The sequence below is a fragment of the Streptomyces kanamyceticus genome, from assembly GCF_008704495.1.
Lineage (GTDB): Bacteria > Actinomycetota > Actinomycetes > Streptomycetales > Streptomycetaceae > Streptomyces > Streptomyces kanamyceticus.
Window position 1 is genome coordinate 5218486 of record NZ_CP023699.1, and the last position, 23751, is coordinate 5242236.

Genomic DNA, 23751 nt, shown 5'->3' on the forward strand with positions numbered 1-23751 from the left:
GTCCGCATGGCCGTCCTCGCCCTGCTCTGGGGATCCGGCTTCCTCTGGATCAAGCTCGCCCTGAGCGGCGGCATCGCGCCCCTGCACCTCACCATCGTGCGGTGCGCGCTCGGCTCCGCCGTCCTGCTGGTCCTCGCCCGCTCGGCCGGGCACCGGATGCCGCGGGACCGCAGGACGTGGGGGCACCTCGTGGTCGCCGCCTTCTTCTGCAACGCCCTGCCGTTCTTCCTCTTCAGCCTCGGCCAGCAGACCGTCGACTCGGGTGTGGCGGGCGTACTCAACGCCACGACGCCCCTGTGGTCCGTGGCCATCGGCCTGCTGCTGCGCACCGAGCGCCGCATCGGCCCGCTGCGCCTGACCGGCCTGGTGCTCGGCTTCGCGGGCACGCTGCTGATCTTCGCGCCCTGGCAGCAGACGGGGCTCGCCAGTTGGGGCGCGCTCGCGCTGCTCGCGGCCGCCGTCAGCTACGCCGTCGCCTTCGCCTACATGGCCCGCAACCTGATCGGCCGCGAGACCGCGCCGCTCGCGCTCTCCGCCGCGCAGCTGCTCACCGCGACGGGCCTGACCACGCTCGCGCTGCCCGCCGCCCCCACGGGCACCTCGTCCCCCACCCTCACCGGGATCCTGGCGCTCGTCATCCTCGGCACGCTCGGCACGGGCATCACCTTCCACCTCAACTCCCGCCTCATCGCCGACGAGGGCCCCACCGCGGCCGCCACCGTCGGCTACCTCCTGCCGGTCGTCTCGATCGTGCTCGGCGCCGTCGTGCTCGGCGAGGAGATCGGGGTGCGGATCGTGGCGGGCATGGTGGTGGTGCTCGTGGGTGTCGGGCTGACCCGGACGGGGCCGCGCGCAGGCAAGGCCGGTGGCGGGAGTCAGCCGAGCAGCGAGCGCACCGCCGCGCGGTCGACGCCGGTCAGGGCGCGGATCAGCTTCGGGGTGAGGAGGACGAGCACGGCGCCGACGAGGCCGACCGCCAGGACCTGAGCGGGCGAGGTGATGTAGTAGTGGTGCCGCTCGCCGCCGGACGTGAAGTCGTAGAGGCGGTAGCCGGGCCAGCCCACGTAGTGGTGGAAGACCCAGGAGTACGTCGGGAAGAGCGCGACCACCCAGCCGGTGACCAGGAAGGTCACCGAGAGGGTGAAGCTCAGGACGCGCCAGGGGAACATGACCAGCTGGAAGAGCAGGGCCCGCCAGCCCGCGCCGTCGGCGATGCGGGCCCGCATCCCCGCCCAACGTCCCTTGTCATGCGGCACGTTGAGCGGGGCGGGGCCCGCGACGTCGAGCCCGAGCCCCGTGCGGGCCCGACGTCGTTCGGCGGCGCCTAGGGCCCTTCTGACGGATCTCCGCGGCGTCGCGACGCCCGGCACGCACCCTCGCCGCACGGCGCAAAGGGACAGGTGGCTCCGCCACATGACCCTTCACACCGCACGCCGAGGGCACGCACCGAACGCCGCTCCTTCTCCCGCGGAGATCCGTCAGAAGGGCCCTAGCCCCCGCGCCGCGGCCAGCGCGGCGGCGAGGACGGGCAGCCCGAGGACGGTCACGAGCAGCCCGGCCCCGAGCGCGACCGCCGCGACGGCGAAGCCGAACCCGGCGATCGCGACGGGCAGCGAGACCAGCACATGACCGATCTCCCGGTAGGTCACGGCGGCGAACGGCGCCCGCCAGAACCCGACGTGCTCCCGCCGGACGGAACCGGTACCGGGGGCCTGGAGCGGAGCGGCTGCTGACGCCGCGTACGAGAGGGTGCTGGTGCTCATGACGGACCTCGGATCTGCACGGCGGGGAGGGGGACGTCCTCAACCCTCGCGGATCGACGGGGCGGGCGGCATACGGCAACGTGGTGTCTCGGGGGTGGTGCTAACCCCCCTATGGGTCCCATGGGCCCTATGGGCCCTATGGGCGCCCGAGCGCGCCGAGCCCGCGCAGCCACGTGGCGACCTCGTCCGCGCCCGCCGCCACGGCGATGTCCAGGGGCGTCTTGTCGTCGTACCCGATCCAGTCGCGGTCGGCGCCCCGGTCGAGCAGGTAGCGCGCGGTGGCCAGTTGGCCGCCGTGGCAGGCGCCCCAGAAGGCGCTGGTGAGGTCGGAGCCGTCCGGAGTGCCGCCTTCGACGAGGGACGTCACGCGGTCGAGCAGACCGAGCGCGGCCGCTTCGTGCAGGGTCGTGCGTGCGCCGTGTGCCAGGAGCCGCCGGGCCGCCCGCCACTGGCCGAAGGCGCACGCGTCGGCCAGGGGCGTGCCGCCCGCGATGACGGCGCCGTCCGCCTCGATGTCGGCACCGGCCGCGACGAGCGCGTCCAGCGCGGGCACGTCGTCGTTGCTCGCGGCCCAGTGCAGAGGTGTCTCGGTGTGGGCGCCGATGAACCGGGCGCCGGGGTCGGCGCCCGCCGCGACGAGCACGGCGATGGTCTCGGGGCCGTGCGGGAAGTGCCCCGGCCAGTCCGTGGCGATGTGCAGCAGGCTGCGCGTGCCCGCCGCCGCGCCGTCCTGCCGGATCGCGGCGGAGGCGAGAGGGGGATGTGCGGCGAGGAGCTCGCGCAGGGCGGGTACGTCACCGCCGCGGATCGCCTCGGTGACCGACACGGCCACCGGGTTCCGTACGTCGAGAACAGTCATGCCCGACCTCCTGATCGACTCCCGCCGATTCTGTCAGCGGCCACTGACATCGCGAGACCTTGAGGAGGACGGCGAGCAGCATCGCGACGGCCACCGCGACGAGGTGCTCGCGGCCCGCGAGGTTGGGCTCGGCGATGGAACCCAGGACCGTCGGGACGACGGCGGCGAGGAAGAGCAGCGGGGCCCGCAGCGTCACGGCGGAGAAGGCGAAGAGCCCGACGATGGCCGCGGAGGCCCCCGTGTCCACCGCGTGCGCGGCGTCGGCGGGCAGGCCGAGCGGGCCGGGGCCGATGGCGATCATCACGCGTGCCCCGAGGGTGCCCGCGAGGGTGGCGGCGTAGGCCACCGCCAGGGTGCGTATGCGGCCGAAGGCGAGCTCGGCGAGGGCGAACGCCAGGAACAGCCGCGGCAGCCCGCCCCACACCGCCAGGTCCTGCGCGGGCACGAACACCGAGACGGGCGTGCGCAGCAGGGACAGCGCGAGCGGCTGGTCCGCCCGCACCTCACTGACCACGCGGAGCACCGACTCCCCGGTGGGCGTCTGCTGGTAGGCGTGCAGCCCGATCACCGCGACGGTGGCGAACAGCGCCAGCGAGATGCCCAGCGGACCGCGCTCCCCAAGGGCGCGGAAGGGCCCGGCGATCACCCCGCGCCACTCGCGGAGCAGGCACGCGACCAGGGCCCGACCGGACCGGATCCAGAAGTTGTTCATCCTCTGCGGGGTCCTCGGGGCTCTTGTGGGCGAATGCGGTGAGTGCGGTGAGTGCGGTGAGTGCGCGAATGCAGTGAATGCGGCGAATACGGAGGATACGAGATTCGCACTCGTGTGTGGTCGTCGCGCGTGGGACCGACCCGCTCTCACCCCCGGAGGGTGACCACCCGGGCCCGGCCCTGCGGGAAAACTCGAGGCACAGCGGTGCATTCGGCACCTGCTCGAGCTTGGAGGTCCTGTCATGGTCACCTCGACCCCTGCGCACCACCGGTCGAGCACTGCGCAGGCGGCCGCCGTCGGGCTGACCGTCTTCGCGGCGGTGATGCTGATGATCACCGGCATCCTGGGATTCTTCCGAGGCCTCATGGCCGTCCTGGAGGACAAGGTGTTCCTCACGACACCGAACTACGTCTTCGAGTTCGACCTGACGACCTGGGGCTGGATCCACCTGATCCTCGGCATCGTCGCCATCGGCGTGAGCGCCGCTCTGTTCCGGGCGCTGACGTGGGCCCGGGTGGTCGGCATCGCCATCGCCTCACTGGTGGTGATCGCCAACTTCCTGTCGATCCCGTCCTACCCCTTCTGGTCCCTGACGCTGATCGCCCTCAACGGCTTCGTCATCTGGGGTCTGTGCGTGGTGCGGCGCGACGACGTCTAGGAGTTCGCGTGGACAAGCGAGCCCACCGGATCGCGGAATTCATCGCCCCGCTCCGGGTGAAGCCCGGAGCGAAGGTGAACCTGGGCAAGGACTTCGACCCCGGGCACCGGGCGGGGATCAAGAACAAGGCGGCCGGTCAGGAACTGCTGGGCGTCGGCGTCGAGTTGCTGGCCGACTACCAGCGGCGCCTGGCCGCCCAGGGCACCCACGGCGTCCTGCTGTGCCTCCAGGCACTGGACGCCGGGGGCAAGGACGGCACCATCCGGCACGTCATGAGCGGGGTGAACCCGCAGGGCGTGCACGTGACCAACTTCAAGGTCCCCTCGGCCGAGGAGATCGGTCACGACTACCTCTGGCGCTACTCCCGCGGCCTGCCGCGGCGCGGCGAGATCGGCATCTTCAACCGCTCGCACTACGAGGAGGTCGTGGTGGTGCGGGTGCACCCCGAACTCCTCAGCAGGCAGCGGGTACCGGGGACGGACGAGGGCCACAAGGACGTCTGGCGGCGGCGCTTCCAGGAGATCAACGACTGGGAGCGGTATCTGACCGGCAACGGCTTCAGCGTCGTCAAGCTGTTCCTGAACCTGTCCAAGGAAGAACAGCGCATCCGCTTCCTCAGGCGCATCGACGTACCGGAGCGGAACTGGAAGTTCTCCGCGGCCGACGCCCGCGAGCGCACCTTCTGGGACGCCTACCAGCGGGCGTTCTCAGAGATGCTCTCCGCCACCAGCACCCCCTGGGCGCCTTGGTACGTCATCCCGGCCGACCGCAAGTGGTTCGCGCGCATCTGCGCGGCCTGTGTACTGGCCGACACCCTGATCGGGATAGACCCGCGCTATCCGGAGATCGACGACAAGAGCCGGGGCGCGCTGGCCAAGGAGAAGGTCCTGCTGGAGAGCGAGGCCCCGGCCGGTGCGGCCCCCGACCCGTACGCGGCGTCGGTCGCCGCGGACCTCAAGCACCGCAAGGGCGACCCCAACCACCGCAAGGGCGACCGGGGCGACCGGCGCGGGAAGCACGACGGGAGGCGGCAGCGATGACGGCACCTGCGTCCGGAGCACCCGCACCAGGACACCGCACGCCTGCCGCCAGGACCGCCGTCTGGCACGAGGGCTCCGCCGAGTCGGTGGCCGACCGGCTCGGCGTCGACCCGGCGGCGGGCCTGCCCGCGCATCGGGCCGCCGAGCGGCTGGCCGAGGACGGCCCCAACACGCTGCCGGAGGAGCGGACGCCGTCCGGCTGGCAGCGGTTCCTGCGTCAGTACACCTCGTACATGCAGATCATCCTCGTCGGCGCCGCGGTGGTGTCCCTCGCCGTGCAGGAGTGGGGCACTGCCGTGGTCCTCGCGGCCCTGACCGTGCTGAACGCGGTCATCGGGATACGTCAGGAGGGCAAGGCGGAGAGCGCCATGAACGCCCTCAAGGCGATGTCGAAGGCCACGGCGCGGGTGCGGCGCGACGGCACCGAGGCGAGGGTCCCCGCGGAGGAGCTCGTGGTCGGGGACGTCGTCCTGCTCACCGCGGGGGACGAGGTCCCCGCCGACGGGCGGCTCATCGAGGCGAACGCCCTGCAGATCGACGAGTCCGCCCTCACCGGGGAGAGCGTTCCCGTCGCCAAGGACGCCGCACCGCTGGAGCTGGTGGCGGGCACCGAGCCGGGACCCGCCGACCTGACGAACATGGCGTTCATGGACACCCCGGTGACGCACGGCAGTGCCGTCCTGATCGTCACCGCCACCGGATCCGGCACCGAACTGGGCCGCATAGCGGGGATGTTGTCGGCCACCGCGCCCGAGGAGTCCCCGCTCACCAAGGAACTGAACCGGCTGACGCTGTGGATCGTGGGGGCCGCGGGCCTGACGATGCTCATGATGTTCGTCCTCGGCCGGGAGCGGGGCGAGTCGTGGGACGTGCTGTTCGTCGCCGCGGTGTCCCTGGCGATCGCCGCCGTCCCCGAGGCGCTGCCCACCGTGACGCAGACGATCCTCTCCCTGGGCGGCCTCGAACTCGCCCGCAGGCACGCGATCGTCAAGGACCTGCCGTCGGTCGAGACCCTCGGCTTCACCTCGGCCGTCAACTCCGACAAGACCGGCACGCTGACGCTGAACCAGATGACCGCCGTGGAGGTCGTGGACCCCCGCGACCGGTACACGGTCTCCGGCAGCGGCTACGGCCTGGAGGGCGGCATCCAGCACGCCGCGGGGACCTCCGCGGACATCGAGGACGCGATCCTGCCGTACCTCGTCGCGAGCGACGCCTCGCTGGTGGACGGCGAGGTGGTGGGCGACCCCACCGAGGGCGCCCTCCTCGTGCTCGGCCACAAGGCGGGCCTCGACGCCGACGCCACCCGCGCCCGGTTCCCCCGCCTCGCCACGCTGCCGTTCGACCCCGCGTACAAGCTGATGGCGACCTTCCACGAGGCGCGGGACGGGCAGGGGCGGACGATCGTGCGCTGCTTCGTCAAGGGCGCGGCCCCTGCCGTGCTCGCCCGCGCGGGCACGGCCCTGTCGGACGGCGTGGCCATCCCCTTCGACAAGGCCCTGCGCGAGCGGGCGCAGGGCGAACTGGAGCGGATGGAGCGCCTCGGCCACCGGGTGATGGCCGCCGCGTCCCGCGACTTCGAGCCCACGGAGTTCACCCCGAACGGCGATCTCCTGGATCTGGTCACGGAGTTGACGCTGACCAGCCTCGTCGGCATGGTCGACCCGCCGCGCGCCGAGTCCCGTGCCGCGGTGGCCGCGGCGCAGGCGGCGCACATCCGGGTCCGCATGGTCACCGGCGACGACGTCATCACGGGTGCCGCGGTCGCCGAGCAGATCGGCATCCCGGGCGAGGCGGTCCTCGGCGCCGAGTTCGCGGCCATGCCGCAGGAGGAGCGGCTCGCCCGCATCGACGACATCGGCGTGGTCGGGCGGGTGGCCCCCGAGCACAAGGTGCTGCTCGCCGAGACCCTCAAGCAGAAGGGCGACGTCGTCGCCATGACCGGTGACGGGGTCAACGACGCCCCGGCCGTCAAGGCCGCGGACATCGGCATCGCCATGGGGTCGGGTACGGAGGTCACGCGCAACGCAGGACGGATGATCCTGGCCGACGACAACTTCGCCACGATCATCCACGCGGTCGAGCAGGGCCGCAAGATCTACGACAACCTCACCAAGTACATCCGGTTCGTGCTCGTGCTGCTCGTGGTGTTCGTGCTGACGTTCCTCGGCGCGACGCTGTTCGACATCGCGGGCGGAGAGCCGTTCACGCCCGCACAGGTGCTGTGGATCCACTTCTTCGTGAACGCGGCCTTCGGATTCGCCCTCGGCTTCGACCGGGTCAGCGCGGGCCTGATGAGCCGCCGCCCGCGCCCCCGCGGCGAACCCGTGATGACCGGCGGCCTGATGCTCACGGTCGGGCTCGTCGGGACCGCCGTCACGATCGGGCTGCTCAGCCTGATCAAGCTGGGCGAGTCGCGGTTCGACAGCCTGGCGGTGGGCAACTCCATCGCCTTCACGGCGTTCGCGCTGTGCCTGATCGTCGCCGCCCTCGAATGCCGCAACCAGACGGACACGGTGTTCACCGCCGACTCCTTCGACAGCAAGCAGCTGAACTGGACGCTGCTCGGGGAGTTCGCGCTGGCCGTCGTGGTGACCCAGACGGACGTCTTCAACCGGCTCCTGGACACCACACCGCTGACCGTCGGGCAGTTCGGCTGGGCCCTGCTGCCCGCGCTCGCGCTGCTCGGCCTGTGGGAGCTCGGCAAGCTCCTCGCGCGCCGCCGTACGGACGCGCGGAGCGCGGCCCCGCCGGTCCCGGCCTACACCCCGGCGTCGGGCAGCTGACGCAGGTCCAGGAGTTCGAGGCCGAGGGCCCGGATCCGGTCCAGGATCGCGTACAGGGCGCGCTGGTCGAGTCCGGCGCCCACCAGCACCGTCTCCGCGGGCCGCAGGACGACCGTCAGCTCGACGAACGCCGAACGGAAGGCCTCTCCGACCCGGCCCCTGACCCGGATCTCGAAGTCACCGCGGCCGGGGAACCATCCCTCCGGCACGGGTCCGATCGCGAGTGCCCCGCCCATGGCGCTCACCTCCTGTACGACGGGCCGTCACCTCCGGTGCGACGGCCCGTGTCCGACTGGCCATTCTTCCGGCCGCACGGGCGGTGCCATCACCTTCAGCGGGTGACGCCGCCGCCGTGGGGGAGGGCGGATGCTCCCGGTCCATCGAGCGATCGCGCGATGGAGCGATGGGTCGAGGAGGAGGTTCGACATGGCTGAGCAGCAGTACTCCCCGGGCCGGGCAGGGCCCGGTGCGCCCCCGCCCGAACCGGAGCACCGCGTAGGCGTGCTCACCGTCGGCGGAGTCGTGTTCGCGGCCTGTGTCATGGGCCTGGCCGGTGCGTACCACATGATCGCGGGACTGTCCGCGGTCCTGAACGAGAACTACTACCAGGCACAGAACGACTACTCCTACGACTTCGACGTCAACACCAGGGGCTGGATCGAGATGATCACCGGCATCGTGGTGCTCGCCGCGGCGCTGAGCCTCTTCTCCGGTCGTACGTGGGCCCGTGGGATCGGCATCGTCATCGCGGTGCTCAGCGCGATGGAGAACTTCTTCTTCACCCCGTACCACCCGGTGTGGTCGGCCCTGATCATCTTCCTCGACGTCCTGGTGATCTGGTCCCTCGCCACGTACGGACGGCGGGAGGCGCACAAGGTCTACGGGGCTCCCATGTGAGCCGCCCCGCCCGGGACCGGCGGCGGGGCGAACCTCACCCGCGGGGGAGGATGGCCGAAGCCCGCCGGTCCGGTGCGATGGCGTGGTGAACGTATACAGGGGAACCGGCTTCGTGGTGGGCGCGCTGCTCGCGGTGCCGCGCCTGGCGCTCAGGACCGCGGACGCGGCTCTGGACGCGGTGGTGCGCGAGGTGTTCGCCGCTGTCGTGCGGCGGCTCGAAATCGACGACGTGGTGGCCCGTGTCGACGTGGACCGGGTGGTGGAGCGCGTCGACGTCGACGCCGTCGTGCGGCGCGTCGACATCGACGCCGTGGTCGACCGGATCGACCTCGTCTCCCTGGTCGTCGACGTCCTCGCGGAGATCGACGTGCAGCAGATCGCGCGGGAGGCGGGCAGCGGCATGACGCGCGAGACCGTCGAGGCCGTCAGGGAGCGCGGCATCCGGGCCGACAGGATCGTCGACCACTTCGCCGACCGACTGCTGCGCAGGACGGGCGGGGCGCGGGCCGCAGCGCCGCGGCCAGGGCCCGTGCGGCCGGTGTGAGCGCGGCGGGGCGGGGATGTCGGGCCAGGACCCGGCCGCGGCGGGCGTACCGCGGGAGCCGTGGCAGGCGCGGGGCCGCGCGGCCGGACTCGTCTCGCGCGGCCTCGCCGCCGTGCTCGACGCGCTGGTGGTGGCGGCGCTCGGCGTGCTGCTGCACCTGGCGGCGTCCGCCGTCGTCCTGCTGGTGACCGGGCCGCCGTTCCGCTCCCTCGACCTGCCCTCCTGGGTCAGGGCAGGATGCGCCACCGCGCTCGCCCTCGGCTACGCGGCGGGCAGCTGGGTCACGACCGGGCGCACGGCGGGGGATCAGGTGATGGGGCTGCGGGTGCGCGCCCTGTCGGGCGGGCTGCTCGGGGTGTGGACCGCGGTGCCGCGGGCCGTGCTCTGTCTCGCCTTCCCGGTGGGCCTGTTGTGGATTCCCCTGAGCCGCCGGTCCGCGTCCGCGCAGGACCTCCTCGTACGGAGCACGGTGGTCTACGACTGGCGGCCCCGCGAGCCCGGCGGCGCGGCGCCCTGCGGGGGTTCCGGATCCCCGTACCGCAGGAGCGCCCCGCTGCCGCCGCTAACTCGCCCCGGCGGGCCGCGCCGTGGCCATGTTCGGGGCGGGTCCCCTGGGCAGCAGGACCGCGGCGACGAGTCCGGCCAGGCCGAGCACGGCGAGGGTGAGCATCGCGGCGCGGTAGGCGTGGGCCGGGTCGGCGACGAGGATGGTGCCCGCGATGGCGGTGCCCAGGGACGAGCCGAGGTTCGAGACGCTGCGGGAAAGCCCCGAGATCTCGCCCTGATCGTCGTCGGCGAAGCTCGACTGGACGATGTTGACCGAGGGGGTCAGCATCACGCCGAGGCCCACCCCGATGAGGAAGAGCCCGGGTGCCGACGCCCAGGCACTGGCGGTGCCGCCCGCCATGGCGATCAGTACGACGATGCCGCCCACGGTCAGGACGAACCCGGCCATGATGAGGGTGCGCTGGGCCCGCCGCTTGGCGAAGCGTTCGGCGGCCAGGGACGAGGCGAGCAGCCCCACGGTGGCCGCCGTGAAGATCAGGCCGGTCTCGATCGCGTTGTAGCCGCGGACCACCTGGAGGTAGGCGGCCGTCACGAATGACACCCCCATCAGGACCAGCCACTGCACGTGCTGGGTGATCAGGCCCAGGTTGGAGGTGCGGTCGTGGAACAGGCTGGTCGACAGGAGCGGTTCGCGGCCCGCCGCCTCCATGGCGCGCGCCGAGCGGAAGAACCACAGGAGGACCAGCGCGCCCGCGGCGAGCAGCCCGGCGGCCAGCCAGCCGTTGTCGTCGACGGCCAGGATGCCCATGACCAGGACGATGAGCCCGACGGCGGTGAGCACCGCGCCGCGTACGTCGAAGGACGCGGCCGGATCCGGGGGCAGCGGGTCGGGCACGCGACGGCTCATCACCAGGATGACCGTGACGATCAGGGCCTGGAACACGAAGGCCGCCCGCCAGCTGATCGCGGTGGTGATGAGCCCGCCGATCAGCGGTCCCGCGGCCGCGCCGATGCCGCCCATCGCCATGACGGCGCCGAAGGCCTTGGCCCGCGAGGTCACCTCGGTGAACAGCAGCGTGGTGAGGATGTAGACGGGCGGGATGAGCAGGGCCGTGCCGATGCCCTCCAGGAGGGAGTTGCCGAGGATGAGCACGCCGAGGCCGGGGGCGAACGCGCTGAGCAGCGCGCCGACCCCGTACACGGCCAGGCCCGCCCGGAAGCAGCGCTTGCGGCCGTAGCGTTCGGTGAGCTTGCCGCACGGGATCATCAGCGCGGCCATCACCAGGAGGAAGACCGTGATGGCGGTCTGGACGCCCTGCACGGTGGTGTCCAGGTCCTCGCTGATGTCGTTGATCATCACGTTCATGTTGGAACCGGCGAAGCTGCAGATGAACTGGGCGAGGGCCAGCGGGAGCAGGACGTGGCGCGGTATGCGCGCGGCCCCTTCCGCCGGCCCGTTGTTGTCCGTCATGGGTGCGCCGCCGGTCCGTCAGGCGCCGCTGTCGGCGACGGCGAACACGTGGGTGCCCCAGGGGTCGAGGGCGACGTAGAGACCGGGGTCGGCGAGGTCGTCGCCGAACCGTTCGTGGCGCGAGCCGTCGAGGAGGTCGGTCAACACGGCCGTCGAGCCGCGCAGTTCGGGCCAGGGCAGCCGGATCATGGCCTGCGCGGGCTGCCCGGAGTAGTTCACCGCCACGGCGAACCGTCCGCCCGAGCCGGTCCAGGCCCAGGCGAGCAGGGCGCGGTGGCTGGGGTTGTCCGGCCATCCCTCGGTGTCCAGGAGGCGCCAACTGCCCGTGCGCATGCCGCTCTTGTGCACGGCGGAGAGCAGCCGCTCGTGGAAGGCGCGCAGCGCGGTGTCGGGCGGCTCGTCGGGGCGGCGGTCCAGGAAGACGGGCAGCTGGGTGCGGCGCCCGGTGAACTGGCCCTCGTGCCACAGCGTCGCCCCGGGCAGCGTCGCGATCACGACGGCCGCCGCGCGCTCCTCGGCCGGGGAGAGGGTGTGCGCGGCCCGGGGCTCGTCGTGGTTCTCCAGGAACCGCACGAGGTGGCGCTGGTACTCCACCTCCGCGTGCAGGTGCTGCCGGACGGACTCGGGGCCCTCGTGCAGCATGCGGTCGTAGAGCCGCTTGTCGTAGCAGAAGTCGAACCCCTGTTGTTGCAGGGCCCATTCGAGGTCCCAGTACGCCTCGGCGGCGAAGACCATGCCCGGGTGGTGGCGCCGGACCCCGGCGAGCACGGCGGGCCAGAACTCCTCCTGGGGCGGTGCCCCGGCGTGCTGCCCCCAGGTGCGGGCGAAGACGTCGTTCATGAGCAGCATCGCCATGTCGCAGCGCACGCCGTCGCAGACCCGGCCGATGCCGGTGAGCACCTCGGTGGTCGCGGCGCGCAGCGCGGGCGCGAAGGCGTTGAGCTGGACGACGTCAGGCCACGGCGGGAAGAAGGGGTCGCGGCCGCGGGCGTACACCTCGGTCCCGGTGTCGAGGAACGCGGCGGGCTCGCGCCGCAGGTCCTCCGCCGAGCCGCGGACGAAGTACTCGGGATGCTCGGTCACCCAGGGGCTGTCCGGTGCGACGTGGTTGGGCACGTAGTCGAGCAGCAGTCCGACGCCGCGGCGGTCGAGTGCGGCGCGTGCCGCGGCGAGCCCCTCGCCGCCGCCGAGGGCCGCGTCCGCCTCGTAGCGGCGGATGCAGTAGGGCGAGCCCGCGATCTCGTGTTCGCCGATGTCGGGCACCGCGCGGGCGAAGGCGTCCCGCAGCGACGCGTCGCGCAGCGCGATGGAGCGGCCCTGCGGGCTGCGCTCCCACACCCCCATGAGCCAGACGGCGTCGACGCCGTGCGGGGTGAGCTGGTCCCAGGCGTCCTTGGGGACGTCGGCGAGGCCGGTGTGCCGGCCGGTGCGCTGCTGGATCTCGCGCAGCCACACCCGGGTGTTCACTTCGTGCACGACGGGTTGTGCGGGCAGTGCGGTCATGGGGTCTCCTCCCCGGTGTCGGCCAGGAAGTCCTGGGGCCCGAAGGTCCCGAAGATCATCATCAGGGGTGCCACCAGGCCGGTCCAGCCGGTCTGGTGGGACGCGCCGATCCCCGCCCCGTTGTCCCCGTGGAAGTACTCGTAGAAGGAGATCAGGTCGCGCCAGTGCGGGTCGCTCTGGAACTTCTCCTGTCCGCCGTAGACGGGCCGGTGCCCGTCGGGGCCGCGCAGGAAGGTCGTGCCGAGCCTGCGGGAGATCTCCTTGGCCACCTCGAAGAGGGTCATCCGCACGCCGGATCCCGTGGGGCACTCCACGGTGAGGTCGTCGCCGTAGAAGCCGTACAGGTTGAGCAGCGCCCGCACGACGAGGACGTTCACCGGGAACCACACGGGTCCGCGCCAGTTGGAGTTGCCGCCGAACATCCCGGAGTCCGATTCGGCGGGCACGTAGGAGACCTGGTGCCCTTCCCCGTGCACCCAGAAGGTGTAGGGGTGTCCGGCGTGGTGCCGGGAGAGCGCGCGCAGGCCGTGGGGGCCGAGGAACTCGTCCTCGGAGAGCAGCCGTTCGAGCACCCGCAGGAGCTTCTTCTCGTCCAGTACGGACAGCAGCCGCGGCCCGCCCGCCGCACCGGCCTGGGCGGTGGCGAGCGTGGCGCTGAGCGAGGGGTGGCGGGTCGCGAAGCGGTGCAGCCGCTCGCGCAGCCCCGGCACCTTCGCCAGCTGGGAGGGCCGGAAGACGGTCGACGCGCACAGCGGAAGGAGCCCCACCATGGAGCGGACCTTGAGCCGGGTCGCCCGCCCGTCCGGCAGCCGCAGCACGTCGTAGAAGAAGCCGTCCTCCTCGTCCCACATGCCCTCGTCGAGGTCGCCGACGCGGTCCATGGCGGCGGAGATCCACAGATAGTGCTCGACGAACTTGAGGACCAGGTCCTCGTAGGCGGGGTTGTGCTCGACGAGTTCGAGGGCGATCTCCAGCATGGCCTGGCAGTACAGGGCCATCCACGCGGTGCCGTCGGCCTGTTCGAGCTGGCCGCCGGTCGGCAGGGGCGCGCTGCGGTCGAAGACGCCGATGTTGTCGAGGCCGAGGAAGCCGCCCTGGAAGACGTTGCGCCCGGTGGGGTCCTTGCGGTTGACCCACCAGGTGAAGTTGGTCAGGAGCTTTTGGAAGGTGCGCTCCAGGAATTCCCGGTCGCCGTGGCCGGTGAGCTGCTTCTCCATCGTGTAGACGAAGTACGCGGCCCAGGCGTGCACCGGCGGGTTGACGTCGCTGAAGTTCCATTCGTACGCCGGGAGCTGGCCGTTGGGGTGCAGATAGGCGTCCCGGGTGAGGAGCTCCAGCTGTTCCTTGGCGAACCGGACGTCCACCATCGACAGGGCGATGGTGTGGAAGGCCAGGTCCCAGGCGGCGAACCAGGGGTACTCCCACTTGTCGGGCATGGAGATGATGTCGTCGCTGACCATGTGGAACCACTCGCGGTTGCGGGTGTCGGACCGCAGGCTCCAGGGGGCCAGGCCGTGTTCGGCCAGCCAGGTCTCCAGGTCGAAGTAGTAGTACTGCTTGCTCCACAGCATGCCCGCGAACGCCTGCCGCAGGACCCGCCGTTCGTCCTCGTTCGCGGACCGCGGCACGAGATCGGCGTAGAACCGGTCCGCTTCGGCGATCCGGGTGTCGAAGACGGCGTCGAAGCCGCGGCCGAGCGAGAGCTGCGAGCCGGTGGGGGCGAGCCGCATCCGCAGGGTCGCCGAGCCTCGCGGGGGCAGCGTGAGCGTCCAGTGGGCCGCCGCCTTGGTGCCTTCCTGCGCCGGGTTGACGGCCTCGATCTCCCCGTCGACGACGTGCCGTCCGATGCCGTCCTTGGTGTACGGCGACGCGCTGGGCGAGCCGAAGAGCCGCTCGTTGTTGGTCTCGTTCTCCGTGAAGAGCAGCGGCACCGGGGCGCCGAACCGCAGGTCGTAGCTGCCGAGTTCGTGGTGTGCCGCGGTGAGGGCCGCCGTGCCGCGGGGCCCGCCGCCCACGCCGATCCGGGGCTTGCCGGCTGTCTGGGCGCCGTCGGCCCACGACCAGGTGTTGCGGAACCACAGCGTCGGAAGGACCTGCAGGGTCGCCTCGTCGGGTCCCCGGTTGTCGACGGTGACGCGGATGAGGACGTCGTCGTGCGCGGCCTTGGCGTATTCGACGCTCACGTCGAAGTAGCGGTCGTCGTCGAAGATCCCGGTGTCGAGCAGCTCGTACTCGAAGTCGCCGCGCCCCCGGTCCCGGTTGGTGGCCACGAGGTCCGTGTAGGGGAACTCGGCCTGCGGGTACTTGTACAGGTAGCGCAGGTAGGAGTGGCTGGGGGTGCTGTCGAGGTAGAAGTAGTACTCCTTGACGTCCTCGCCGTGGTTGCCCTCGCCGTTGGTGAGGCCGAAGGCGCGTTCCTTGAGGATGGGGTCGCGGCCGTTCCACAGCGCGAGGGCGAAGCACAGGCGCTGCTTCTCGTCGCTGATGCCGCCGAGCCCGTCCTCGCCCCAGCGGTAGGCGCGCGAGCGGGCGTGGTCGTGCGGGAAGTACGCCCACGCGTCGCCGTTCTCGCTGTAGTCCTCGCGGACCGTGCCCCACTGGCGCTCGCTCAAGTAGGGGCCCCAGAGCCGCCACTGGCCTTCTTCGTCGCCGGTCGGGCCGATCTTCCCGGTGCTCGTGCGTGTGCTCATGGGTTTCCTCCCTGCCGCGAGGTGACCGGGGCAGCGTCAGTCTCTGTGTCGGGTCCCGGCGCGGCTTCACCTGCGGTGGGTGAGGCGTCATCGCCGGATCCGGGTTCGTGGGACGGGTTTTCGCCGGATGCGGTCTCGCCGGATGCGGCCTTGCCCGTGGTGGCCTCGCCGTGGTCTGCCGCGCCGCGGGCGACGAGCGTGACCGCCGCCTCGTATCCGAGGAGCAGCAGGGCCACCACGAGCAGGGCCGTCCACGAGGCGAGCAGCAGCGTGACGAGCACCGCCACCACGAGTCCGCCGACCCGCAGGACGTCGGCGTGGCGGCCGACCCACTGCCGCGCCCCCGTGCCCGTGCCGCGGCGCGCGGTCCGCGCGACGAACGCGCCCGCGATCCGGGCCCCCTCGGCGACGGTGCGGCGCAGCCACACGGGCAGCCGTCCCGGGCCGACGAGGTAGGCGATGACGGCGATGGCGACGCCGAGCCACAGGAGCTGGGCGCCCCGGTCGCGCAGCGTCTCGAACACGGTCCACAGCACGTCGCGCACCCCGTCCCGGTAGGTGCCGGGGGTGACCTGGGCCAGGAGCTGGTCCCGCACCGCGCGCAGCACGCTGGTGAGCACGGTGACCGACACCACCAGCCACAGGCCGAACTGGAGGACGGTCCGGCGGCGGTTCGGCGAGACCCACAGGGCGAGGCCGAGCAGCACGGGTACGGCGATCACCAGACCCCACACCGCCCGCTTGAACAGCAGCACGGCGTCCTGCACCTGGCTCAGCTCGCCCCGGTTGTAGAGCCGCACCTGCCCGAAGTCGTCCGGCAGCGTGACGCCGAGCGCCTTCTCGACGCGGTCGTGCAGCCCCGGCGGTATCTGACCCGAGGTGATCCGGGGCAGGTCGAACTGCTTGCCGAAGAGCGTGGGGAGCCGGTCCTCCAGGGTGGCGAGCGCGTTGTTGACCATGGGGAGCAGGTTGAGCGTGACGGTGTCGCCCTCGGCACGGACGTTCTTGTTGCGGTTCTCCAGGACCGCGACGATCCGGCCGTGGGCGGAGCGGTTGGTGGCGCGCCACAGGGTCCGGAACTCGTCGGTGGCGATCAGCTTGGAGACCGAGTCGCGCACGTAGTTGCGCACCGCCCCGGTGACCGGAGCGGCCAGGAACGACGCCCGCTCGGGCAGCGCCTCCGACAGGCGCTGCTCCACGTCGAGTTCGGTGAAGATCTGGTCGGTGAGGTAGGCGGACACGGCCTTGTTCACCGCCGGGTGCCTGGGGAGGTCGTCCACGGTGTCCACCCACCGGCCGGTGTTGAGCGTCGTGCGCGCCCCCCACACGCCGATGACCGCGGTCACCGTGAGGACGGCCGCGAGCGCGATCAGTACGGCGGCCGCCACGCGCCGGACCGTCAGGAGGCGGACCTTCTTGCGCCGCTCGCTCCCGGCCTGTGCGCGCAGGGCCGTGACCTCGGCACGCAGCCGTGCCAGTTCCTCCTCGGCACCGGGGGTGCCGCTGGTCGTGCGGTCGTCGGCCGCTTCTCCGTTGGCCATGGCATCGCACCTCCGGCGCCCACTGTCGGGCAGGACCGTGCGGCGACCTTCACCTGCGATGGGTGACGTGTGACGGGGCCCGGTGCGGCTCCATGAGATCGACCCTCGATTTCCGATGCGAGGATGCGAGGAAGGGAGCCCCCGATGGGCACCATCGGACCCGTACAGCTGCTCACGGTGGCGTTCGGCCCCACCGCCAAGTTCGAGGGCCGCGTCATCGAGGAGCTGGACATCCTGGAGGCGAACGGCCAGATCCGCCTGCTCGACATGCTCTTCGTGCACAAGGAGGTGGACGGGCGGCTGATGGCCCTCGACTACCAGGCCGAGGACATGGGGGACACCGTCTCCGCGCTGCTCGGCCTCTCCCGCGAGAGCATGCAAGGGGCGGAGAAGCTCTACCCGTCCGTCTCCGAGGGGAACGCCTTCGGTCTGTCGCGCGCCGAGATCAAGGCGACGGCCCAGGAGCTGGAGCCGGGCACCGCGGCCGCCTTCATCCTCTTCGAGCACGTGTGGGCGAAGTATCTGCGGGCCGCCATCCGCAACGCCGGTGGAGTGCCCGTGGCCGAGGGTTTCCTCACCGAGGAGGCGCTCGTGCCCATCGCGGCCGAACTCATCGCGGCGGCGGGCCAGTGGGGGGAGCCCGTCCCCGCCAGCAACGGCGACGCGGACGCACCGGAGACGTCCGCGCGAGAACCGGAGGCCGCGGAGAAAGCGGACGACCCGGAAGCCCCGAGGGACAGGAACCGGAACCGGAAGAGGAGGAAATGATGGCCGATCTCGTCGTGCTCGGCTTCTCGGACAAGGACAAGGCCGAAGCGGTGCTGAGGCTCAGCAAGGAGCTGTCGCGCCAGGAGCTGCTCGACCTGGAGGACGCGGCACTGGCCTGGCGGACCATGGACGAAAAGGTCCACGTGCGCCAGAGCTACAGCCTTACGGGCGCCGGTGCGGCAGGCGGAGCCCTGTGGGGCAGTCTGTTCGGCCTGCTGTTCCTGATGCCGGTGTTCGGTGCGGCGGTCGGCGCCGCCACCGGCGCGGTCGCGGGCAAGCTCTCCGACATCGGTGTGAGCGACGCCTTCATCAAGGAGGTCGCGAACACCCTGGAGCCCGGCAAGGCCGCGGTCTTCGCGCTGGTACGCCATTCCACGCCGGACCGGGTACGAGACGCGCTACGACCCTTCAACCCCACCGTCCTGCGTACGTCGCTCACCAAGGACCGGGAGGAGGAGCTCATCGAGGCGCTCCAGGCCAAGTGAGCCGGTGTCCAGCGACGCGCACGCTCCCTGACGGGGGCGTGCGCCCCGGCGGACGCCAGGAAACTTCACCCGGGTGAGATGGCGTCCCGCTCGGGTGCCGTCTCACCTACCGGGTCCCAGACTCGTCTTCTCAGCACCACTCGAATCAGCACCACTCGAACCGAGGGGCGAGAGGAAGGTGCCGGCGATGGACGAACGCCCGGAGGCACCGGCGGCGGAACCCGTTCGCACCTCGGTGGCCGGCGTGCCCGAGGGCCGGACGACCGTGCCCGAGCTGCCCGGCTGGCTGGTGCCGCGCCCCCGGCTCGCCGAGCGCGTCTCACGAGGTGTGCTCGGGCCGCTCACCGTGGTCGTGGGGCCGGTGGGCGCGGGCAAGTCGGCGCTCGCCACGGAGTGGCTGCACACCGGCCGGGCGCCAGGACCGGTGGCCTGTGTGCGGTGCGAGGGGCGCGAGGAGCGGCCCGACGTCTTCTGGCCGCGGGTCCTCTCCGCGCTGTGCGACGCCGGGGTGGACCTCACCGAATGCGCCGACGTGCCCGTCAACGAACTGCTCGTGGCCCGCCTCGCCGTCCAACTGGCGCTCTGCGGAACCCCGGTGGTCCTGGTGCTCGACGACTTCCAGCCGGAGCAGGGCTCCCCCGTCGCCGAGGGCGTCGCCAGCCTCCTGAAGCACGCGGCGCCCGTGCTGCGCCTCGTCGTGCTCTCGCGCCGGGACCCGCCGCTGCACCTGCACCGCTACCGGCTCGCCGGGGAACTCACCGAACTGCGCACCGCCGACCTCGCGTTCACCGACGCGGAGACGGCCGCCCTGCTCGCCCAGCACGGCCTGGACATCGCCAGGAACGTGGTCAGGGCGCTGCGGCGGCGTACCGCGGGCTGGGCGGCCGGGATCCGGCTCGCGGCGATGTCCATGCAGGGGCAGCGCGATCCGGACCGGTTCATCGCCCGGTTCGCCGGTGACGACGAGGCGATCGTGACGTACCTGGTCGAGGAGGTGCTCGACGCGCAGTCCGCGGAGATGCGCCGGCTGCTCCTGACGACCAGCGTCCTGGAGCAGGTGAACGCGGAGCTCGCCACCGCGGTGGCGGGCGCCGACGCGGGGCGGCACTTCGCCCTCCTCGTACGGCAGAACTCCTTCCTGCAGCCCCTGGGGCAGGGCTGGTTCCGCTGCCACCGGATGTTCGCCGACGTGTTGCAGGTGAGGCTCCAGCACGAGCTCCCCGGCAGCGTCGCCGCCGCGCACCGCAGGGCCGCCGCCTGGCTCGCCGAACACGGCTTCCTCGCGACGGCGGTGGGCCATGCCCTCGCGGCGGACGACCGGCCCTACGCCAGCCGTCTGGTGGTCGAACAGCTCGGGATCGGACAGCTGTTGGGCCTCACGGCCACGCGGCTGCCGGACATGCCGACCCCCTGGATCCCCGCGGAGTCACGGACGGACGACCCCGAACCCGTGCTCGTCGCCGCGGCCATCAGGCACCCGGACGCCGACGCGGGCGCGGGCCAGCTCGCGGAGGCGGCCCGGCTGATCGACCGGCTGCCGGAGACGGAGCCCGACCGGGTGCTCAGGTGCCGCCTCACCCACGCGGTGATCAGGATGGCGGGGCAGCGCTCCCGCGACCCGGCCGCCGCGCGGGCCGCGGCCGTCGAGGCCAGGGCCCTGAGCGCGCGGCTGCCCGCGCACCTGCTGGCCGAGCGGCCGGAGATCAAGGCGCTGACGCTGTTCGTGCTGGGCCGCTCGGAGACGCGGGCCGGTGATCTGAAGGCGGCCGAGTCCCTGCTCACCGGCGGCCTCAAGGCCGCGGGGGCCACCGGGAACGAGGCGCTGCGCCGGGGCTGCCTGGTGGAGCTCGCCCTGCTCGAAGCGGTGCGCGGCCGCTTCCGCGCGGCCGGTGAGTTCGCCGCGCTCGCGACCCGGCCGCCGCTGCCCGCCTGGACCGCGCGGGACGGCTCGCACGCCACGCTGGCCGTCGTGCGCGCCTGGGTCGCGCTTGCCCGTGCCGAACCCGACCTGGCACGTGGTGAGTTGGCGCGCGCCAGGACCGCCTTGCACACGCTGGCAGACCCCTTCACCGCGGGCGTCGCCGTCCTGGTCGGCCGACTGGTCAACCTCGCCGAGCAGGGCGTGTCCGAGGTGCACGAGACGCTTCTGGGCACCACAGGGCCGTGGCTGCCGCCCGCGCTGCGGCAGCCCGTGGTGCGGGCGTGCGCGGCCTCGCTCGGTGCGTCGGCGTCGGGTGCCACGGCACACCACCGCGACCCCGGCGCGGTCCTGGACCCGGCCGCCGTCTCGGTCGAGCGGCTCACCGCCAGGGAGGGGGACGTGCTGGGCCGGTTGTCGCAGATGATGACCACCGAAGAGATCGCGGAGGACCTCTACCTCTCGGTCAACACGGTGAAGACCCACCTCAAGAGCGTCTACCGCAAGCTTGCCGTGACCCGGCGGTCGGCCGCGGTCCGGCGGGCGCGCGAACTCCAGCTGCTGTGACGCGCTGACACTCACACACTCACAGCGCTGACCCCCACACACTCACAGGAGGTCCAGCTCGCGGGCCCGGTACACCGCCTGCGTGCGGGATCCCACGCCGAGCTTGCGGTACACGGCGCGGGTGTGGCTGCGGACCGTGTTGAGCGAGACGTGCAGCTCGTCGGCGATCCCGCGCAGCGGCACCGTTCCCGGCAGCTTGCTCAGGACGACGAGTTCACTCGGCGTCAGCCCCGGGGCCCCCGCTTCCTCGGGCGGCGCCCTGGTCGACAGCATCGCCAGGGTCGCCGACGCCTCGTCCGCGAGCACCGTCGCGGTGTGTGCGTCCTCGGCCCGCACGGCGATCTCCACGAGCACCTCGGCCAGCCAGACGAGACAGGCGTCGACCGTGGTCCTCGCGCTGCGCGGATCATGGCCGAGCGCACGCAGGACCCCGTGCAGCGAGGTCTTCCTGACCAGGGCCGGCGGTCGTGCCGCCGGCCCCCGACCTTCGTGCGCGGAACGCGCCGTGCACATCGTCGCCTCGGGCATGCCCTCACCTCCGCGTCAGCGGGCGGAACATACCCAACGTGGACGGCCCCCGCCGTTTCGGGAAGGGGTCGGTCGGCCTATCCCGGCGGCTCGTCCGCCCGTGTCGACGGGGGCAGCCCGCGCACCTCCAGGAGTTCGAGACCCAACGCCTGGATGCGGTCGAGGATGCCGTACAGCGCGGTCTGGTCGATGCCGGCTCCGTACATGACGGTCTCCGCGGGCCGCAGCGTGACCGTGAGTTCGTCGAAGGCGGACCGGAGACCTTCGCCGAGCGTGCCGCGCACCCGGATCTCGAACCTGCCGCCCTCGGCGAGGGGTTCGAACCGCCCGTGCCCCCCGCCCGGCTGAGCGGTGCCCATGGCATCACCTCCTGCGGTTACCTGCCCGTGCGGCCATTCTTCCGGGCCCGCCACGGGCGGCCTCACCCCGGCCAGGTGACTGTGCCCGCGGCCGGTCCCGCGTCCCTCCCGCGTCTCGCCCGCCATGGGTGAACCGCCGCCGGGCGCCGGGAGCCATGCTCCGAGCCACCGGAGGAGCCCACCAGAAGGGGCCGGAAGGGGAGGGGCAGCCATGACACCGGACCGCATGACACCGGACCGGCAGGAAGAGCCCGCCGCCGGGACGCTCGCGGTCGCCACCGTGGTGTTCTCCGTGTGCGTGCTGACGATCGTCGGCAGCTATCACGTCATCGCGGGCTTCGCGGCGATCATCGGCGACGACTTCTTCAGGAAGCCGAAGGACTACGCCTACGCCCTCGACGTCACGGCCTGGGGCTGGCTCCACCTGGTCTCCGGCATGGTCGTGCTCGCCGCCGCGTTCACCCTGCTCACCGGGCGCCTGTGGGCGCGTGTCGTCGGCGTCACGGTCGCCGGTCTCAGCGCGCTGGAGAGCTACTTCTTCGCCCCGTTCTACCCGGTGTGGTCCGTCGTCATGATCGCGCTCGACGTCCTGGTGATCTGGTCCCTGGTCCGGTACGCGCGGCCCGTGTCCCGCAGGCTCCTCGGCACGGACGCGCGCCGGTGACACTCCGGGGCGGCCCCCGTCAGAACCGGTGCGAACGCCCCAGCGCAAGCCTGCCGATGACCCGCCAGTCGAGCAGCGGCCTGGCCCGGCGCACGCCAGGACGGTTCCGCGGCACCAGCACCCGCAGGGCCAGCGGCCGCACCTCGCAGCGCACCGGGACCGGCAGCGACACCGTCTCGCCGTCGACGCCGACCGGGACGTGGTCCTGGTCCGCGTCGACGACCACGTGCGCCGCCGTCGTCCGTACGACCCCGGCGGCGCGCCGTCCGCGCAGCAGCCCCGCGGCGTGCGCGGCGCTGGTCACCTTGACCCCGACGCAGCCCAGCTCCCCGCCGTCCATCCGGGCCCGGCGGCCCAGACCCGCGATGTCCCCGGTGCCGTAGGGGTTGTTGCTGACGAGGAGCGCCTGCGGCTCGGCGAAGTCGGTGTCTCCCGCGTGCGCGGAGAGCCGCGGCCCCTGGTGGCCCGCCAGCATGTCGGGCAGCAGCCGCAGCGCCGTACGCGTCTTGTCGTCCCGATACGCGGGGCTCGCCACCACCTCGGCGTAGGCCCCGAACGAGACGTTGTTGACGAAGGGGAGGCCGCCCGCGCTGCCGAGGTCGACGTGCAGTTCCACGCCGTCCCGCAGCGCGTCGAGCGCCTTCGACGGGTCGTTCCTGTCGAGCCCCAGGTCGAGGGCGAAGTGATTGCGGGTGCCCGCCGGGATCACCAGGAAGGGCAGGTCGAGCGCGGCGGCGACCTCGGCGACCTGCGCCTGGGTGCCGTCACCGCCCGCGACGCCGAGCAGGTCGGCGCCCCCGGCCGCGGCCTTGCGCGCCATGTCGGCCACGTCGCCGTCGCCGTTGTCGCGCCACTGCAAGAGGATCACCTCGGCGCCCAGGCCCTGGGCGCGTTCGACCAGTTCGAACCGGCGGACCTTCCCGCCGCCGGACCGCGGATTCATGATCAGTACGGGACGGCGCACGCGCGGCGCCGGATGCTCGGCCATCGCCGCGGGCCCCTCGTCCCGTACGAGCGCGGCCCGGCCCGCGCCGACCGCAAGGAGCCACAGGGCGAAGGCGAGGGCGGCGACCCACGCCAGATGGGCGCGGGTGTACGCGATGAGGACCCATACGGGCGCGCCCAGGGCCAGGACCACGGCGAGGACCCGCAGGACGCCCTCCTTGGCCAGGCTCCACCACAGTCCGGCGGCCACGAGCACCAGGCCGACGAGGCCGACGGCCAGCAGTCCGATGGTCCGGGTGCCGGCGAACACGCCGAGGACGACACCCGCGACGAGGACCGATCCCAAGGACGCGCGCGCCAGCCAGCGCCGCTGCCACATCGTCGGATTCATGGCGTCACCGTGCGACCGCGCGGGCGGCACCGCCTCACCCCCCGAAGGTGGTTCGGCTCCGGAGCGGCGCCCGCAGGTTCACACCCACGGGGTGACGCCCGCGCGGGACTCAGGGTCGAGGATCGGTGCCGTCCCGAGTGTCGGCCGCGTCAGAG

At 72.4% G+C, this 23751-nt stretch carries 22 protein-coding genes and 1 pseudogene; 11 read left to right on the forward strand and 12 right to left on the reverse strand.

Annotated features, from left to right (window positions below):
- Positions 1–6: 6 nt before the first annotated feature.
- Positions 7–987, forward strand: coding sequence for a DMT family transporter (locus CP970_RS22195; protein ID WP_150494836.1), 981 nt, complete (start codon positions 7–9; stop codon positions 985–987).
- On the opposite strand, the gene CP970_RS22200 is transcribed toward CP970_RS22195, so the two are convergent.
- The 4 genes from CP970_RS22200 to CP970_RS22215 form a co-directional block, all read right to left on the reverse strand.
- Entirely contained in the window at positions 876–1385 is a 510-nt protein-coding gene (locus CP970_RS22200) for a sensor domain-containing protein (RefSeq protein ID WP_224058608.1), read from the reverse strand. The genes CP970_RS22195 and CP970_RS22200 overlap by 112 nt on opposite strands.
- Before the next feature lie 93 nt (positions 1386–1478).
- Positions 1479–1763, reverse strand: coding sequence for a sensor domain-containing protein (locus CP970_RS45990; protein ID WP_055554614.1), 285 nt, complete (start codon positions 1761–1763; stop codon positions 1479–1481).
- 136 nt (positions 1764–1899) lie between these two features.
- Positions 1900–2622 (reverse strand): ankyrin repeat domain-containing protein, encoded by a 723-nt coding sequence (locus CP970_RS22210; protein ID WP_055554612.1) that lies wholly within the window; start codon positions 2620–2622, stop codon positions 1900–1902.
- Positions 2558–3334 carry a hypothetical protein gene (locus CP970_RS22215; protein WP_055554610.1) on the reverse strand — a complete coding sequence of 259 codons (777 nt, stop codon included), beginning with the start codon at positions 3332–3334 and terminating at the stop codon, positions 2558–2560. Before CP970_RS22215 ends, CP970_RS22210 begins: the two co-directional genes overlap by 65 nt.
- Positions 3335–3575: 241 nt before the next feature.
- Here CP970_RS22215 and CP970_RS22220 point away from each other — a divergent pair, with 241 nt between their 5' ends.
- Genes CP970_RS22220 through CP970_RS22230 form a run of 3 tightly spaced genes read left to right on the forward strand, consistent with a single transcriptional unit; the run spans position 3576 to position 7818 of the window.
- The gene (locus CP970_RS22220) at positions 3576–3992 is read left to right on the forward strand and encodes a DUF7144 family membrane protein (protein ID WP_055554608.1); all 417 of its coding nucleotides are present in this window, start codon (positions 3576–3578) and stop codon (positions 3990–3992) included.
- 8 nt (positions 3993–4000) lie between these two features.
- A complete protein-coding gene (locus tag CP970_RS22225) occupies positions 4001–5032 on the forward strand; it encodes a polyphosphate kinase 2 family protein (protein WP_055554606.1) in 1032 nt (343 codons plus the stop codon).
- Positions 5029–7818 (forward strand): cation-translocating P-type ATPase, encoded by a 2790-nt coding sequence (locus CP970_RS22230; protein ID WP_055554604.1) that lies wholly within the window; start codon positions 5029–5031, stop codon positions 7816–7818. The genes CP970_RS22225 and CP970_RS22230 overlap by 4 nt, the downstream gene beginning before the upstream one ends.
- Here the strand turns inward: CP970_RS22230 and CP970_RS22235 are convergent.
- Complete coding sequence (locus CP970_RS22235; RefSeq protein ID WP_055554602.1) at positions 7794–8054, reverse strand: hypothetical protein; 261 nt, start codon at positions 8052–8054, stop codon at positions 7794–7796. The genes CP970_RS22230 and CP970_RS22235 overlap by 25 nt on opposite strands.
- A gap of 190 nt (positions 8055–8244) precedes the next feature.
- Between CP970_RS22235 and CP970_RS22240 the strand changes: the two genes are divergently transcribed.
- The 3 genes and pseudogenes from CP970_RS22240 to CP970_RS22250 form a co-directional block, all read left to right on the forward strand.
- Positions 8245–8715, forward strand: coding sequence for a DUF7144 family membrane protein (locus CP970_RS22240; protein ID WP_055554600.1), 471 nt, complete (start codon positions 8245–8247; stop codon positions 8713–8715).
- A gap of 85 nt (positions 8716–8800) precedes the next feature.
- Positions 8801–9259, forward strand: a complete 459-nt coding sequence (locus CP970_RS22245; protein WP_224058609.1) for a hypothetical protein — start codon at positions 8801–8803, stop codon at positions 9257–9259.
- 16 nt (positions 9260–9275) lie between these two features.
- Positions 9276–9668 (forward strand): annotated as a pseudogene (locus CP970_RS22250) (RDD family protein); the annotation flags it as partial.
- A 153-nt stretch (positions 9669–9821) separates the two neighbouring features.
- Here the strand turns inward: CP970_RS22250 and CP970_RS22255 are convergent.
- Genes CP970_RS22255 through CP970_RS22270 form a run of 4 tightly spaced genes read right to left on the reverse strand, consistent with a single transcriptional unit; the run spans position 9822 to position 16971 of the window.
- Positions 9822–11237, reverse strand: a complete 1416-nt coding sequence (locus CP970_RS22255; protein ID WP_055554596.1) for an MFS transporter — start codon at positions 11235–11237, stop codon at positions 9822–9824.
- 18 nt (positions 11238–11255) lie between these two features.
- Positions 11256–12740, reverse strand: a complete 1485-nt coding sequence (locus CP970_RS22260) for an alpha-amylase family protein (protein ID WP_055554594.1) — start codon at positions 12738–12740, stop codon at positions 11256–11258.
- Entirely contained in the window at positions 12737–15430 is a 2694-nt protein-coding gene (locus CP970_RS22265; protein ID WP_055554591.1) for an MGH1-like glycoside hydrolase domain-containing protein, read from the reverse strand. Before CP970_RS22265 ends, CP970_RS22260 begins: the two co-directional genes overlap by 4 nt.
- Positions 15427–16971: a hypothetical protein gene (locus CP970_RS22270; RefSeq protein ID WP_055554589.1), complete on the reverse strand. Its 1545-nt coding sequence runs from the start codon at positions 16969–16971 to the stop codon at positions 15427–15429. Before CP970_RS22270 ends, CP970_RS22265 begins: the two co-directional genes overlap by 4 nt.
- A gap of 144 nt (positions 16972–17115) precedes the next feature.
- Here CP970_RS22270 and CP970_RS22275 point away from each other — a divergent pair, with 144 nt between their 5' ends.
- The 3 genes from CP970_RS22275 to CP970_RS22285 all read left to right on the forward strand — a co-directional run bounded on the left by CP970_RS22275 (position 17116) and on the right by CP970_RS22285 (position 20709).
- Positions 17116–17739, forward strand: coding sequence for a hypothetical protein (locus CP970_RS22275; RefSeq protein WP_063806223.1), 624 nt, complete (start codon positions 17116–17118; stop codon positions 17737–17739).
- The gene (locus CP970_RS22280) at positions 17739–18224 is read left to right on the forward strand and encodes a DUF1269 domain-containing protein (RefSeq protein WP_055554587.1); all 486 of its coding nucleotides are present in this window, start codon (positions 17739–17741) and stop codon (positions 18222–18224) included. The genes CP970_RS22275 and CP970_RS22280 overlap by 1 nt, the downstream gene beginning before the upstream one ends.
- Before the next feature lie 187 nt (positions 18225–18411).
- Positions 18412–20709: a LuxR family transcriptional regulator gene (locus tag CP970_RS22285; protein WP_079043942.1), complete on the forward strand. Its 2298-nt coding sequence runs from the start codon at positions 18412–18414 to the stop codon at positions 20707–20709.
- Positions 20710–20751: 42 nt separating this feature from the next.
- On the opposite strand, the gene CP970_RS22290 is transcribed toward CP970_RS22285, so the two are convergent.
- Together CP970_RS22290 and CP970_RS22295 are read right to left on the reverse strand one after the other, a co-directional pair.
- Complete coding sequence (locus CP970_RS22290; protein ID WP_055554585.1) at positions 20752–21237, reverse strand: response regulator transcription factor; 486 nt, start codon at positions 21235–21237, stop codon at positions 20752–20754.
- 77 nt (positions 21238–21314) lie between these two features.
- Complete coding sequence (locus CP970_RS22295; RefSeq protein ID WP_055554582.1) at positions 21315–21596, reverse strand: hypothetical protein; 282 nt, start codon at positions 21594–21596, stop codon at positions 21315–21317.
- A gap of 211 nt (positions 21597–21807) precedes the next feature.
- Here CP970_RS22295 and CP970_RS22300 point away from each other — a divergent pair, with 211 nt between their 5' ends.
- A complete protein-coding gene (locus CP970_RS22300; protein ID WP_055554580.1) occupies positions 21808–22260 on the forward strand; it encodes a DUF7144 family membrane protein in 453 nt (150 codons plus the stop codon).
- Positions 22261–22279: 19 nt separating this feature from the next.
- Here CP970_RS22300 and CP970_RS22305 read toward each other — a convergent pair whose 3' ends face one another.
- Positions 22280–23596 carry a diacylglycerol/lipid kinase family protein gene (locus tag CP970_RS22305; RefSeq protein ID WP_055554578.1) on the reverse strand — a complete coding sequence of 439 codons (1317 nt, stop codon included), beginning with the start codon at positions 23594–23596 and terminating at the stop codon, positions 22280–22282.
- Positions 23597–23751 lie beyond the last annotated feature (155 nt).